Source organism: Devosia sp., from assembly GCF_040509215.1.
Lineage (GTDB): Bacteria > Pseudomonadota > Alphaproteobacteria > Rhizobiales > Devosiaceae > Devosia.
Map to the genome: position 1 here is coordinate 1 of NZ_JBEVLL010000113.1, position 12925 is coordinate 12925.

A 12925-nucleotide genomic window follows, 5' to 3' on the forward strand; every position below is an offset into this window, starting at 1 on the left:
ATCGGCACAGTATCGGCATCTAGGCGGGATTAATCTCCCAGGATTGGCCGGAGACGCGTCATGGGCCCAAGGGCCCAGCCAGGGTATGTGGTAAAGCGCGCGCTACGCGGTACGTCGTCTGTCTGACCGAAACAAACACGGACAGATGCTCGTATCGGCCTTCTGGATGTCCCGTTGGGAACTCAACCGTGCGGTCGCGGTTGGCGGGACGGTCATTTTCTCCCCCAACCTCCGATCTCATTTCGATCCCGGCATACCGGGACAAGGTTTTGCTGCCCTTGTGCAGCGGGGAGGATTTGTCGATGGCCGAGGCGCTTGGCGTCAGCGGAGGAGTGTCGGTGGCGGAAACGCTGCTTGCGCGGCTGCGCGCGGCCAAGGTCGCCGTGCCGGTCGACTCCGAACATGGCCAGGCGGCGGTTGATGAATTTGTCGCGTCAGGCGTGGCTTTTGTGGCCAGTTCGTCAGCCATGGAAAATCGCTTTGGCGATGCGGTGTGCGAGCTGATTTCCTGCATCAAGCCGACGGCGGGGGACGCGGCTATCCTCAATGAGGGTGGCATCTATTATGGCTGCTGGCTGGAAAGCACCGGCACGATCAATGCCGAACTGCTGTCGCGGTTTATTCCCAAAGTGGCCGGGGACACCTTTGCCGGCTTTGCTAGAAATCAGCGCGAGGATGGGCTCTTTCCTTATAAGCTGACCCAGACGGGGCCAGTGTTCTCGCAGATCCAGACGGTGACGCCGCTGGCGCGGTCTGTGTGGAACCACTTTGCGCTCAATGGGCGCGACCGGGATTATCTCCGAAAACTCTATGTTGCCATGGGGCGGAACGATGCCTGGCTGGCGCGCTGGCGGGACACGCGTGGGACTGGGGCGGTCGAGGCGTTTTGCGCTTTCGATACAGGGCACGATCTTTCGGCGCGGTTCTGGCATGTGCCGGATTCGCCGGAGGGGAATGATCCCCGGCGGTATCGTGCGGACAATCCGGTGCTGCCGTTTATTGCGCCTGACCTGACGGCTAATGTCGCCTGCCAAAGGGACTATCTGGCGCTGATGGCTGAAGAGCTGGGCGAGGATGGCTCGCCCTGGCGCGACAAGGCGGAGGTGAGCCGCACGGCGCTGTTCGAGCAGTGTTTCGATCCCGACGACGGGTTCTTTTACGACCTCGACCGCAATGACCAGTTTGTCCGAGTGCAATCGGACGTGTTGCTGCGGGTATTGGCCTGCGAGGTGGGGGACGAGGAGTTTTTCGCCGAGGCGCTGAGCCGGTATCTGCTGAATACTCGGAAGTTCTTTGCGAAATATCCGTTCACGTCCATAGCGCTCGACGATCCGCGGTTCGATCCGGCGTTTGACTATAATAGCTGGTGCGGGCCGACGAATTTTCTGACGCTGATCCGGGCCGCGCATGCGTTCGAGCATCATGGGCGGCATGTAGAGCTGACCTGGATGATGCAGCCGGTGCTGTCGGCGCTGGTCCGCGGCGAGCGCTTTGCGCAGACCATCAATCCGTTCAACGGGGCGATGGGTTTTACCGAGGTCTATTCCCCCAGCATCCTGTGTCTCCTCGATTTCATCGAGCGGCTAACGGGGATTTTGCCGCGGCCGGAGGGGACGCTGTGGTTCACCGGGCTCGTGCCCTATCAGGTTGAGCATCGGGATGTGCAGCATGCCACCGCCTATGCGCGGGTGGTCGATGGGCAGCGGTTTGAGATGGTCAATGACGGGGTGACCCTGCGCGTGTTTCGCGATGGAGCGCCGTTGTTCTCGGCGCCGAGGGGTGTGCGCGTCGTCACCGATCGCGTTGGCAAGGTTGAGGCGCTGATCGGGATGAGCGTGACAACGATCACCGGAGCCCTGGAGATCGAGGGCGCGCGGCTCGACTTTGCCATTGGACCCAATGAAGTGCTGGCGCTGAAAGATGGCGCCTTCACACGACAGAAAACTTCGCGGCTGACACACCCAACCTATTGATCGGAGACACTAGCAGCGAAAGACCGCTTCAGCCGGAATGCATAAGACCAATTAAGCGCATCCAGTTCTGACGTACGTAGCTCATCTCGGGAGGAAACCATGAGCAAATTCAACCGCAGGCAGTTCCTGCACACATCGGCCGGCTTTGCCGGTTCTGTCGCCCTATTCGGCGCCCTTGGCCGGCCGGCCTTTGCGCAGGACACCGCCGTGCGCCACTTCTGGTGGGGCAATCCGGAACGCGACAAGCGCACCTTTGCAGTCATCGACATCTATAACGGCAAGACGCCGGGTGTGGTGGTTTCGGGGGAAACGCTCGGTTTTGCTGACTATTTCACCAAGCTGACGACGCAGATTGCGGGCGGCAACATGCCCGACGTGATCCAGCAGGGTTATGGCGTTCTGTTCGAATATATCGCCAATGGCGCCGTAGTGCCGCTGGACGATTTTGTCGGCAAGAGCCTCGATATTTCGAAGATGGACCAGAGCGCCATCGATGCCGGTACGGTGGACGGGAAATTCTACGCGCTGTCGATCGGCGCGAATTCGCACATGGCGGTGTTCAATACGCGGCTCTTTGAAGAAGCGGGCGTGAAGCCGGGCGAGACGTTTGACCCGTACGCCTACACCTATGACGAACTGAAGGAGTTCGCCGTCGCAATCAAGGAAGCGACCGGGGTTGCCGGCACGGACGACAATACGGCGGACTATCAGAACTTTTCGGACTTCACCGTGCAGAAGGGCGCCAACCTTTACAATGAGGATGGCTCCTATGGTCCGACGCAGGAAATCGTCGAGGAATATTGGAGCACCTGGGCCGCGATCCGCGATGCGGGTGGGACGCCTCCGGGACCTGAATCGGCGGCGCTGGCAGGGGTTTCGGAACTGAGCCAGCTTGGTGTCGTGACCGGCAAATCGGCGATGTCGTATCTGTGGAGCAACCAGCTCGTTGGTGTGCAGGGGCTGATGCAGGATGTGCTGGGCGCGGCGGTTTATCCGAATACGCCCGAGATGATCCCGGGCTCGGTGATCCAGCCGAGCCAGTTCGTCTGCCTCACCCGCGACAGCGGCAATCCGGAAGCGGCGACGGCCTATATGAGCGCCTTCGTGAATGACCTCGATATGACGGCGGTGCTGGGCCTTGAGCGCGGCATTCCGTCCAATTCCGAAGTGCGTGCGGCGCTGGAGCCGAACCTGTCGCCGGCCGAAAAGGTATCGGTGGAGTTCTTCGACAGGATCCAGGGCAAGACCGCCCCGCTGACCGCGCCGCCGCCGAGCGGTTCGGCTGAAGTAGAGCAGACGTTCGAGCGTCTCGCCGTTTCGGTGCTGCTTGGGGAACGTACGATCCCCGAGGTCGCGACGGACTTCCTCAATCAGGCGAAGGCGATCCTGGCTCGCGCCTAAAAGCCTGACCCTGCCCGCCGCCCCTTCCCTGGAGGGCGGCGGGTATTTTTCATAGTGACGAGGCTGGGATGCACAAATTCCTGAGACGCAATTTCGCTGGCTATGCCTTTTTGTCGCCCTGGCTGATCGGGTTTTTCCTGCTCGCTATCGGGCCTATCCTGGCTTCGCTCTATCTCAGCTTCACCAAGTACAATGTCGTGCGGCCGCCACAGTGGATCGGCTTGGACAACTATTTCTACATGTTCCAGATGGACCAGCGTTTCTGGAAAGCGCTGCAGGTGACGTTCCAGTTCGTCGTCATTTCGGTGCCGCTGAAACTGATGTTTGCGCTGGGTGTGGCCATGGCGCTCGACAAGGGTATTCGGGCGATTGGGTGGTATCGGGCGCTGTTTTATCTGCCATCGATTCTTGGCGGATCGATCGCGGTCGCGATCCTCTGGCGGCAGTTGTTCAATTATGACGGGGTGATCAATTCGATCCTGCGGCTCTTTGGCGGCGACGGCCCTTACTGGCTGAGCGACCCGAAATATTCGCTGTGGACGCTGATCGTGCTGGCGATCTGGCAGTTTGGCTCGCCGATGCTGATCTTTCTGGCCGGGCTGCGGGCCATTCCGCAGGAGCTTTACGAGGCGGCGGAGATCGATGCGGCGGGGCCTGTCCGAAAATTCTTCGCCATTACCGTGCCGCTGCTGGCGCCGGTGATTTTCTTCAATCTCGTGTTGCAGATGATCGAGGCGTTCAAGAGCTTTTCGGGGGCGTTCATCATCTCCGGCGGCACGGGCGCGCCGCTTGATAGCCTGCTGTTTTTCACGGTCTATCTCTACAATGAGGCGTTCGCGTTCCTCCGCATGGGCTATGCCTCGGCGCTGGCCTGGGTGTTGTTGCTGATCATCGCCCTCTTCACCGCTATCGCCTTCTGGACCTCGAAATACTGGGTCCACTACGAGAACGAGAGGGGCTGAGCCATGACCGAGGCGACTATTACCCCTGCCATGCTGAGCACCGCCGAAGTGGCGCGTGCCTATCGCGAGGCGAAGGCCAAGCGGGCAAAGAAGGCGGCGCTGCTCAAACATGTGTTTCTGATCATCACGTCGTTGATCATGATCTATCCGCTGCTGTGGATGCTCGCTAGTTCGCTGAAGCCCGACAACCAGATTTTTGGTGATCTGGGGCTCTGGCCGCGGGAGTTTCAGTGGCAGAACTATTGGGCGGGGTGGAACGCCCTGCCCGTGAGTTTTACGACGTTTTTCTGGAATTCGACTGTGGTCACCGTGCTGTCGGTGATCGGCAATGTCATCTCGTGCTCCTTTGCCGCCTATGCCTTTGCGCGGCTGGAGTTTTCAGGAAAAACCATCTGGTTTGCGCTGATGATGATGACGCTGATGATCCCCTATCACGTCGTGCTTATCCCCCAATATCTGCTGTTTCTGAACCTTGGCTGGGTCGACACCTATCTGCCGCTGATCGTGCCGCGGTTTCTGGCGGGCGATGCCTTTTTCATCTTCCTAATGATCCAGTTTTTCCGGCAATTGCCGCGGGAGCTGGATGAGGCGGCGATGATCGACGGGTGTTCGCCGTTCAAGATTTACTGGGCGATCATCATGCCGCTGAGCCTGCCGGCGATGGCGACGGCGGCGATCTTCTCGTTCATCTGGACCTGGGAGGATTTCCTCGGGCCGCTCGTCTATCTCAACGACATGGAAGACTACACGGTACCCCTGGCGCTGCGCAGTTTCATCAGCTCGGATGGGGTCAGCCAATACGGGCCGATGTTCGCCATGTCGATCCTCTCGATCCTGCCGATCATCCTGTTCTTCGTTATTTTCCAGCGACTTATCATCCGCGGCATTGCCATGAGCGGGCTGAAGTAGGAGTTTTGCCATGGCTGCAGTTACCCTTTCCGAAGTGCGCAAGAGCTATGGGCAGGTGCCGATCATTCACGGCATCGACCTGGCGGTGAACTCGGGGGAATTTCTCGTGCTGGTCGGACCTTCTGGCTGCGGAAAATCGACGCTGTTGCGGATGATTGCCGGGCTTGAGGAGATCACCGACGGGACGATCGCCATTGGCGACCGGATCGTGAATGACCTGCCGGCAAGCCAGCGTAATCTCTCGATGGTGTTTCAATCCTATGCGCTCTACCCGCATATGAGCGTGCGGAAGAACCTGGCTTTTGGGCTGGTGAACCTGCGCATGCCGCGGGAGGAGATCGACCGGCGCGTGGCGGAGGCGGCGCGGATTCTGCGCATTGAAGAGCTGCTGGAGCGCAAGCCGCGGCAGCTTTCGGGCGGGCAGAAACAGCGCGTGGCCATTGGGCGGGCGATCGTGCGGGAACCGCAACTGTTTCTGTTTGATGAGCCACTGTCCAACCTCGATGCTGAGCTGCGGGTGCAGATGCGGGTCGAATTGGCCAGCCTTTACAATCGATTGGGCACGACGATGATTTATGTGACACACGATCAGGTGGAGGCCATGACCATGGCAACGCGGATCGTGGTGCTGAACAAGGGGCGGATCGAGCAGGTCGGCACGCCCTATGAGCTCTACAATGCGCCGGCGAACCTGTTTGTCGCCACATTCATTGGATCGCCGAAGATGAATGTGCTGGCGGCGACGGCGGCGGGCGGGAAAGTGGACGTTGCGGGGCTCGGAACGCTGCCCCTACCCTCCGAGAAGCAGGCCGAAGGGAAGATCAGCATTGGGGTGCGGCCGGAGCAGGTGACGATTGGCGCTGGCGAATTGACGATCGAGGGGACGATCACGCTGGTCGAGTATCTGGGGAGTGAAGTGTTCCTTTATGTGCGCGTCGCTTCGGGTGACACACTGCTGGTGCAGGCGCCGGGGCAGTCGCAGTACAAGATACACGACCCCATCACACTGGGGATAGATTCCAAAGAAGCTCATTATTTCAATGGGGAAGGGCTGCGGGTCGGGTGAGGACCCGTCTCCGTCGTCATTGCCGGGCTTCGTCCCGGCAATCCATCTAACCTCCGCATGGACCACCGGGACAAGCCCGGTGGTGACGAGGGTGGAGAGATCGCATCAGCAAACTCGATGCTTTGAAATGCCTCGTTTCCGGGCCTTTGTGACGAAATTGTTGCAGCCTGCTTGATTGGTTCAGCCTTTTTGATAGACAATTGTTGTCCATCATCTGAAAGCCTAATTCCCTATGAGCCGCAATTTTCTGGTCGTCGATCCCGAAGAGGATATCGAGGTTCTGAAGGGTTTGGCCTCGCCGATCCGGGTCCGCATCCTCAAGCTGCTGCACGTGGAAGGGCCGCTCAATGGCAATGACATTGCCGACAGGCTGGACCTGCCGCAGTCTACGGTTTCGACCAATATCCAGATTTTGGAAACGGCGGGGCTGATCCGGACGGAGACGCAGAAGGCGCGGAAGGGCAATCAGAAGATCTGCCACTCGACGTTCGATGAAGTGCTGGTGATGTTCAAGGACGACATTACCCCCCTGCGGTCGAACTCGATCGAGGTGGCGATGCCGCTGGGGCTCTATACGAGCTGCGAGGTTTCGGCGCCGTGCGGGCTTTGCTCGACCGAGGGGATTATCGGGCTGCTGGATGTGCCGGAAACCTATCTCGAGCCGGACCGAATGAAGGCGGGGCTGATCTGGTTTACCCGCGGGTTCCTCGAATATCAGTTTCCCAACAATGCCAAGCTGGCACAGAACACTATTGAAGTGCTTGAATTTGCGCTCGAATTGAGTTCGGAAGTGCCGGGCACATCGGCGGATTGGCCGAGCGATATTACGCTTTCGGTGAATGGCACCGAGATCGGGACTTGGACCTCGCCGGGGGATTTTGGCGACAAGCGCGGGGTCTATACGCCAGACTGGTGGAAGCTCAAGGGCAGCCAATATGGCAAGCTCAAGAGCTGGCGGGTGACTGGCGAAGGCACTTACGTCGACGGGGTGAAGATTTCGCCGGTGTCGCTGGTGGACCTGGACCTTTCCAATCACCACTCGATCCGGCTGCGGATTGCCGTGAAGCCGGACGCCAAGCATCCGGGGGGGATCAATATCTTTGGGCGTGGTTTTGGGAACTACGACCAGGATATTATCATGAGATTGCAGACCGCGCGGTAGTTTCACGCTCCGCGTCACTCCCGCTTTCGCGGGAATGACACTGTAGGTGGGTGTTGGGTTTGTGGTTGCGGCGGGATGGATTGCCGGGACAGGCCCGGCAATGACGGCTGCCGAGAGGGCTTTGGGCGCCCCGAAAGCGCCTTGCCCAAAAATCATACAAAAGTGCGCGGGGCGGCTTCACAGGCCGTGCTTCGTCCTGTACAACCGATTTACTGATACAAATCAGAAAAACAGATTGTATGGGAGGACGAGGGTGAAGGCGTCTGTCGTAGCGAATAAGGATTACACGATCTCCAAAATTGATGATCGTGTCTATGGGGCATTTCTCGAGCACCTCGGCCGCGCCATTTATGAGGGCATTTACGAGCCCGACCACCCGACGGCCGACAAAGACGGCATGCGTGGCGACGTCGCCAAGCTGGTGAAGGATCTCAATGTACCGGTGGTGCGCTACCCCGGGGGTAACTTTGTTTCGGCCTACAATTGGGAAGATGGCGTCGGACCGCGTGAGGAGCGCCCGACCCGTCTGGACCTGGCCTGGCACACATCGGAAAGCAATGCCGTCGGCGTGCATGAATTTGCCGACTGGTGCGCGACTGTTGGCACCGAGATGATGCTCGCCGTGAACCTTGGTTCGCGCGGCGTCGACGAGGCGCGCAACTTCCTGGAATATGTCAATCATCCCGGCGGCTCCTATTGGAGCGACCTGCGCATCAAGAACGGGCGCAAGGAGCCGTGGAACGTAAAAATGTGGTGTCTCGGCAACGAGATGGACGGCCCCTGGCAGGTCGGCCACAAGGACGCGCATGAATACGGCAAGCTCGCTGCCAACACGGCGCGCGCCATGCGCATGTTCGACAAAAGCCTCGAACTGATCGTTTGCGGTTCGTCAAACTCGGATATGCAGAGCTATCCCGATTGGGAACGGATCGTTTTGGAGCACACCTATGATCACGTCGATCATATTTCGCTCCACATGTATTTCGCCAATCGTGACGACAATACTCCGAATTACCTCGGCCTGAGCGAAAAGCTCGACACCTATATCGAGACCGTCGCCTCGACGATCAAGCAGGTGAAGGCCAAGCGCAAGTCGAAGAAGGATGTCTATATTTCCTTCGACGAATGGAACGTCTGGTATCATTCGAACAAGAAGGATCGCGAGATCCTTGACGGCAATGGCGGCTGGCCGCATGCGCCGGGCCTGCTTGAAGACATCTATAACTTTGAGGACGTGCTGATGGTCGGCCTGATCCTCAACACCTTCATCCGTCGCTCGGATGTGGTGAAGATCGCCTGTATCGCCCAACTCGTGAACGTGATCGCGCCGATCATGACCGAGAAGGGTGGCCCGGCCTGGGCGCAGACCATCTACTACCCGTATTTCTTCGCTTCGGTCTTTGGTCGCGGCACTGCGCTGCAGCTCGTCACCAATTCGCCGGGCTACGAAACGACGCATGCCAAGGATACGGCCTATGTCGACGTTTCGGGCGTGCACAACGAAGAAGAGGGTACGCTGAGCTTCTTCCTCGTCAATCGCCACACGAGCGAAAGCATCGAGACGGAAGTGAGCCTGCAGGGCTTTGCCGGCGGCACTGTGATCGACCATCAGGTGATGACGCATCCGGATTTGAAGGCCGTCAACACGGCCAAGAACCAGGATGAAGTCAAGCCGAAGAAGGGCGAAGGCGCCAAGGTCGAGGGCGGGAAGCTCTCGGTTAAGCTGCCGCCGTATTCCTACCAGATGGTGCGGGTGAAGCTCTGATCTAGCGGACCCTAGCAAGGCCCCCTCACCCGACGCTTTGCGTCGACCTCTCCCCCAAAGGGAGAGGTGAAGGGACTGCGGTTGGCACTATCAAAACGACGCGATTGCGGTACGCTTTCGCTGACAGACTGTTAGCATTCATCGACTCCCAACGGTGAAAACGGGGGGCACATCGGCAACGATGTGCTCCTTTTCATTTTGTATCATGTTTTCCGATTTATATCACACAAGCGATTGACATCCCCTACCCCCTAGTTAAGTATGACTTATGACGGCGCTGGAGGGCGTCGGAAGCGGAATGCGGGAGGCATTTCGCCCATGGGAGGATACAGAATGGATAGACGTAGTTTCCTGATCGGAACGACGGCAGTCGGCGCGTTGATGGTCGCCGGCAAGGGTCTGGCCTTTGCGCAGGAAGCCGAGGGTTCGGCTCCGGACCTGGCGCAGTTTCCCCGCAGTGAAACCGTGATAGTGCACAACCCCGAAGGGATCATCCGCAACCCGGCATGGTTCAATCTTTGGGCCGTGGGCGCGGGCAATGGCACTTCCAACGGCCTGCACAACCTGACGACCGACACGCTTTGGTTCATCGATCCCGATCGCGGCGTCGAAGGCGCCAGCGAGAACGCGGTCTACAATTCGCTCGCCGACGATCTCTGGCAGTACAACGAAGACTTCTCGGAAATGACCGTGAAGCTCAAGCAGGGCATCTACTGGAGCGACGACGTCGAATTTACCGCCGACGACGTGGTGTTCACGGTGCAGAAGCAGGCGGCGACGCCCGGTACGCCCTATAATGGCGCTTTCTCCAACCAGGTTGCCGAGGTTACGGCGCCGGACAAATACACCGTCCACTTCAAGCTCAAGGCGCCGAATTCGCGCTTCCATGCGCTGTTCTCGGTGCGCTGGACTGCAGCATGGATCATGCCCAAGCATATCTATGAGGCTGTGGACGACATCCTGAGCTACGACGCCAATCCTCCGGTTTCGCTCGGGCCCTACACGCTGCACTCGTTCGATCCGAACGGCACCTGGTATATCTGGGAAAAGCGCGCTGACTGGGAGCGTACGGCGCTCGGCAAGGTCGGTGAACCCAAGCCGAAATACATCATCTACCGGAACAATATTTCGACCGATAACCGCCTGATCGAGATCCGCAACGGCAATCTCGACATGGTGCACGATCTGACGCCGGAAGGCACATTCTCGGTGGTGCAGCAGGATCCGCAGATCCAGGGCTGGTTCCCGGGCTTCCCCTATGCCCATCCCGATCCGACGCTGGTGATGGCGATCTTCAACCACCAGAACCCGAAATTCCAGGACAAGCGCGTCCGCTGGGCTCTGGCTCTGATGCTCGATGCGCGCGCCATGTCGATGGCTTCGTATCGCGGTGCGGCAACGCTCTCGGCCATTTCGGTGCCGCCGACGGGGACCCATCCGCGCGACTACCATGCGCCGCTGCAGGAATTCCTGACCAACTACGAGATCGACACGGGCACCAGCAAGGTGAAGCCGTACGATCCCAATATCGGCGTGCAGATTGCCGATATGGTTCGTCCGCAATTCGGCGATGCCGTGCCGACCGACGAAACCGCCGTTCGCAATGCCTTCGGCTATGGCTGGTGGAAGCAGAACATTCCAGCAGCGGAAGAACTGCTCACGGCAGCCGGCTTCACCAAAAACGGCAACCAGTGGATGCAGCCTGATGGCACGCCCTTCACCTTCTCGGTGATGGTGCCGCAAGAAGGCGTGGTCAACCGTCTCGGCGTGATCATTGCGCAGACCTGGGCCCAGAACGGCATCGGTGCACAGGCTGAAGTGGACGCCGACACCTGGGGTCGCCAGCGCGTGGGCAATTACGAGTGCAATATCGCCTGGGCCGTGGAAACCTGGGGCGGTCACCCCGACCTGTCGTTCTTCATGGACAGCTACCACTCGGCCTATGTCGCCGAGCCGGGCGCCAGCCAGCCGGATCGCAACTGGATGCGCTGGAAGGATCCGCGTCTCGACGAAATCATCGAGAAGATCCGCGGCATCGACTTCAACGATCCCAAGGGCATCGAATACGGCCATGACTTCGTGAAGCTGCATCTCGAAGAAATGCCCAACATTCCGATCATGGCCTACAACGTGTTCTCCATCCAGTCGAACAAGTTCTGGACCGGCTGGCCGAACGCGGAAAACAACTATGCCAACCCTGTGACCAACTGGTCGAACGGGCGGTATATCTTCACCCAGATTACGCCTGTCGCTGGGGCGTAGAAGCGTCCTCCCGGGTGGCGTGGTGCAAGCCACGCTGCTTTGGGGAGCGCGGGCGACTGCGCTCCTCACGAATTTTCTCCCGCGGGCGAGAAGAGATTCCCGCCGTCGCGGGAATGACGCTGTGGATTGGGTCCAGCTTGGCGTGTCTTGCATCCCATGATGTCACCCCGGCGCAGGCCGGAGCCCATCCCGAGATGACTTCACTCCATAAGGCCCCCAATCTGCGGGAGATGGGCCCCGGCCTGCGCCGGGGTGACATTTAGTGGAGGAGACTGCTTCGGCGCCCCATTGGCCGAGGACGGCCCCCACCGAGTAGGCAAGGACGGTGAGGAGTCCGTATGCAAGGTTATCTCTATTTCGTGGCGAAGCGCGCGCTGCTGATGTTCGCAGTGATCTTTTTCGGCGTTTCGGCCATGTTTCTCGTGACGTATCTCTCGCCTATCGACCCGGTCGAACAAGTGCTGGGAAGACTTTCGGCCAGATCGAACCTGTCGCCTGAGGCCATTGCGGCGACGCGCGAGGCGCTGACGGCCATGTTTGGCACCGGGCAGCCGATGCTGACCCAATATTTCAATTTCTGGACGCGGCTGCTGCAGGGTGACCTTGGCGCATCGTTGATGGCATTCCCCACGCCGGCCATGGAGCTGGTGATGCGCGGCATGCCCTGGACGCTTGGGCTGCTGCTGAGCTCGACCATCTTCACCTTCATCATCGGCAATCTGATGGGCGGGCTTGCCGGCTACTTTCAGAACAACCGGTTCTTCAAGGCCTTTGGCATCGTGACCATGGGCCTGCAGCCGATCCCCTATTACATCGTCGCGTTCATCATCCTGATCATTTTCGGCTTCCTCTGGCCGGTGCTGCCGATTTCGGGCGGGTTCAGCATGGATGTGCGGCCGGGCTGGTCATGGACCTTCGTGTTCTCGGTGCTGCAGCACTCGCTGCTGCCGGCATTCTCGCTGGTGCTGGTTGGGCTCGGTGGCTGGTTCATCGGCATGCGGGCGCTGGTCTCGAATATCGTCACCGAGGACTATGTGACCTATGCCGAACTCGCCGGCGTCAAGCGCGACACCATTGTCGGCTCCTATGTGATGCGCAATGCGCTGGTGCCGCAGGTGACTGCGCTCGCCATGACCATTGGCGGGGTGTTTTCGGGCACGATCATCACCGAGCAGGTGTTCAACTATCCCGGCATGGGATCGCTTCTCGTCGATGCGGTGAATGCCGGCGACTATTCGACGGTTCTCGCGGTCTGCACCGTCTCGATCACCGCCGTCGCCTTTGCAATCTTTGTCGTGGACTTGCTGCACCCGCTGCTCGATCCGCGCGTTCGGGCGGAGTAGAGCCATGTTCGCCGTTTTTCGCGATCTCATCCGCTACAATGCCGAGTTTACCATCGGGCTGATCCTCGTCGGGATCATGGTG

9 protein-coding genes are annotated in these 12925 nt (G+C 59.4%); all 9 read left to right on the forward strand.

Going from position 1 to position 12925, the window contains the following annotated elements:
* Positions 1-302 precede the first annotated feature (302 nt).
* The gene (locus ABW043_RS06435) at positions 303-1973 is read left to right on the forward strand and encodes an MGH1-like glycoside hydrolase domain-containing protein (protein ID WP_353920399.1); all 1671 of its coding nucleotides are present in this window, start codon (positions 303-305) and stop codon (positions 1971-1973) included.
* Positions 1974-2072: 99 nt separating this feature from the next.
* Positions 2073-3374 (forward strand): ABC transporter substrate-binding protein, encoded by a 1302-nt coding sequence (locus ABW043_RS06440; RefSeq protein ID WP_353920400.1) that lies wholly within the window; start codon positions 2073-2075, stop codon positions 3372-3374.
* Positions 3375-3442: 68 nt separating this feature from the next.
* Entirely contained in the window at positions 3443-4336 is an 894-nt protein-coding gene (locus ABW043_RS06445; protein ID WP_295411097.1) for a carbohydrate ABC transporter permease, read from the forward strand.
* 30 nt (positions 4337-4366) lie between these two features.
* Positions 4367-5245 carry a carbohydrate ABC transporter permease gene (locus ABW043_RS06450; RefSeq protein ID WP_295411380.1) on the forward strand — a complete coding sequence of 293 codons (879 nt, stop codon included), beginning with the start codon at positions 4367-4369 and terminating at the stop codon, positions 5243-5245.
* A gap of 10 nt (positions 5246-5255) precedes the next feature.
* Positions 5256-6311 (forward strand): ABC transporter ATP-binding protein, encoded by a 1056-nt coding sequence (locus ABW043_RS06455; protein WP_353920401.1) that lies wholly within the window; start codon positions 5256-5258, stop codon positions 6309-6311.
* Between the two features lie 232 nt (positions 6312-6543).
* Entirely contained in the window at positions 6544-7473 is a 930-nt protein-coding gene (locus tag ABW043_RS06460) for an ArsR/SmtB family transcription factor (protein WP_353920402.1), read from the forward strand.
* A 253-nt stretch (positions 7474-7726) separates the two neighbouring features.
* The gene (gene arfA, locus ABW043_RS06465) at positions 7727-9238 is read left to right on the forward strand and encodes an arabinosylfuranosidase ArfA (RefSeq protein ID WP_353920403.1); all 1512 of its coding nucleotides are present in this window, start codon (positions 7727-7729) and stop codon (positions 9236-9238) included.
* Positions 9239-9619: 381 nt separating this feature from the next.
* Positions 9620-11500, forward strand: a complete 1881-nt coding sequence (locus ABW043_RS06470) for an ABC transporter substrate-binding protein (protein ID WP_436071622.1) — start codon at positions 9620-9622, stop codon at positions 11498-11500.
* Positions 11501-11838: 338 nt separating this feature from the next.
* Positions 11839-12843 (forward strand): ABC transporter permease, encoded by a 1005-nt coding sequence (locus ABW043_RS06475; protein WP_295411087.1) that lies wholly within the window; start codon positions 11839-11841, stop codon positions 12841-12843.
* The last annotated feature ends 82 nt before the right edge of the window (positions 12844-12925 follow it).

Bases quoted from the DNA above. Each gene is read 5' to 3' on its own strand.
- ABW043_RS06455 (WP_353920401.1), top strand. From the start codon at position 5,256: ATGGCTGCAGTTACCCTTTCCGAAGTGCGCAAGAGCTATGGGCAGGTG.
- ABW043_RS06445 (WP_295411097.1), top strand. From the start codon at position 3,443: ATGCACAAATTCCTGAGACGCAATTTCGCTGGCTATGCCTTTTTGTCG.
- ABW043_RS06475 (WP_295411087.1), top strand. From the start codon at position 11,839: ATGCAAGGTTATCTCTATTTCGTGGCGAAGCGCGCGCTGCTGATGTTC.
- ABW043_RS06440 (WP_353920400.1), top strand. From the start codon at position 2,073: ATGAGCAAATTCAACCGCAGGCAGTTCCTGCACACATCGGCCGGCTTT.
- ABW043_RS06435 (WP_353920399.1), top strand. From the start codon at position 303: ATGGCCGAGGCGCTTGGCGTCAGCGGAGGAGTGTCGGTGGCGGAAACG.
- ABW043_RS06450 (WP_295411380.1), top strand. From the start codon at position 4,367: ATGCTGAGCACCGCCGAAGTGGCGCGTGCCTATCGCGAGGCGAAGGCC.
- ABW043_RS06460 (WP_353920402.1), top strand. From the start codon at position 6,544: ATGAGCCGCAATTTTCTGGTCGTCGATCCCGAAGAGGATATCGAGGTT.
- ABW043_RS06470 (WP_436071622.1), top strand. From the start codon at position 9,620: ATGGTCGCCGGCAAGGGTCTGGCCTTTGCGCAGGAAGCCGAGGGTTCG.